The organism is Ruminococcus sp. RTP21359st1_H3_RTP21359_211015 (genome assembly GCF_040909065.1).
Taxonomy (GTDB): Bacteria; Bacillota; Clostridia; order Oscillospirales; family Ruminococcaceae; genus Hominimerdicola; species Hominimerdicola aceti.
In genome coordinates, this window is sequence record NZ_JBDGDD010000075.1 from 1 (window position 1) to 1,764 (window position 1,764).

At 40.2% G+C, this 1,764-nt stretch carries 2 protein-coding genes; both read left to right on the plus strand.

All coding sequences use genetic code 11. The features are described from left to right. The first annotated feature begins 66 nt into the window (after positions 1–66). Positions 67–753: a helix-turn-helix domain-containing protein gene (locus tag AB5Z01_RS13665; RefSeq protein ID WP_046438114.1), complete on the plus strand. Its 687-nt coding sequence runs from the start codon at positions 67–69 to the stop codon at positions 751–753. Between the two features lie 14 nt (positions 754–767). Then, positions 768–1,643 carry an IS3 family transposase gene (locus AB5Z01_RS13670; RefSeq protein WP_270759619.1) on the plus strand — a complete coding sequence of 292 codons (876 nt, stop codon included), beginning with the start codon at positions 768–770 and terminating at the stop codon, positions 1,641–1,643. The last annotated feature ends 121 nt before the right edge of the window (positions 1,644–1,764 follow it).

Here is a 1,764-nt window from a genome sequence, read left to right on the forward strand (position 1 = left end):
GATATAATCCCCTTAGAGTAGACACATGAAATAATAAAATGGTGTAACTCTAAAGGGGGTTATTTTATGTCAAAGAAGAAATCACTTACAAGTGAAGAACGTGTTGCAGCAGTACAGGAATACCTTGATGGTAAAGGTGGATACAAGGCAATTGCCAGAAAATACAACATAGGGGCTACAACGATGAAAAGAATGGTATGCCGAGCTAAAACCGAAGGAATCGAATCCGTTGCAAAGGCATCACCGTATCGACACTATACCAATGAAATAAAAGAAGCAGCAGTAGAAGATTACCTCAATGGAAAAGGAAGCTTAACAGAAATATGTATAAAGTATAAAATCTCAACGGATATTGTCCTCAGAAGATGGATTTCATGGTATAATAATGGCAAGAGATTTAAAGAGCATAAACGCTCAGAAAGAGGACTTGCCATGAACAAAGGTAGAAAAACCACACAGGAAGAACGTGCGGAAATTGTTGCCTTCTGCATTGAAAATAATAAGAACTACACCCTGACAGTTGAAAAATATAATATTTCTTATCAACAGATATATTCATGGGTAAGGAAATATGAAATAAATGGTGTAGAAGGACTGATTGACCATCGAGGAAAATCAAAAAAACAAGAAGACCTTACAGAAGCTGATCGTCTTCGTATGGAGAACAAGATATTACAAGCAAAGCTTAAAGATCAGGAAATGGAAATTAAACTGTTAAAAAAACTCAGGGAGCTGAGAGGGGGCGGTCACTGAACGGAGTACGAAACGTGGACAAGTATATTGCAATCAAATACATGAATGAAGCAGAGCATTATCCGATTCAGAAGCTCTGCGCTGCTGTACACGTTGCACGCTCGGCTTACTACAAGTGGCTGCATCGGACACCGAGCCATAGCCAGCAGATCAATGAGCAGCTTGTAGAATGGATCAAACAGCACTATGAGGAGCGCAACGGCATCTTAGGTTATCGTCAGATGACGGTCGTGATCAACCGTGAGCATGATGTACATTTCAACAAGAAGCGCATCTACAGACTGATGCAGATTCTTCATCTGAAATCTGTTACCCGTGTCAAGAAGAATACATATATTCCATCAACGCCGCAATTCACAGCGGAGAATATTCTGAACAGAGATTTCCACGCAGATAAGCCGAACGAAAAATGGCTTACAGATGTAACTGAATTTAAATATTACGTAGGAACAGAGATCAGAAAACTGTATCTCAGCGCAATTCTTGATTTGTATGACAGACGAATTGTAACATACAAAATTATGGAAAGCAATAACAACGAACTTGTGTTTTCTACATTTGACGAAGCTGTTCGATTGAATCCTGATGCTCACCCAATCTTCCACAGTGACCGTGGCTTTCAGTATACCAACAAATTATTTCATCAAAAACTGACTGATGCAGGAATGATACAAAGTATGTCCCGTGTTGGGAGATGCATCGACAACGGACCAATGGAGGGTTGGTGGGGAATCTTAAAATCGGAGATGTATTATCTTCGCAAGTTTACGGATAAGACCAAACTGATTTCAGCGATAGAGGAATACATAACCTATTACAACACAAGGCGTTACCAGATCAAACTGAGCAGCATGACACCTATGGAATACCATGAAGCGTATGCTGCTTAGCTGGTCGGTGCTTGCCATTTGCTAACAACAAAGCAGCCTGCACAAATTGCACAGACTGCTTTTAGTCACAACATAGAATATTTTTGTTTTTTGCGCTGTCTACTTGACAGGGGGCGGGTCA

Coding starts and splice junctions, on each gene's coding strand:
- AB5Z01_RS13665 (WP_046438114.1), top strand. CDS start 67: ATGTCAAAGAAGAAATCACTTACAAGTGAAGAACGTGTTGCAGCAGTA.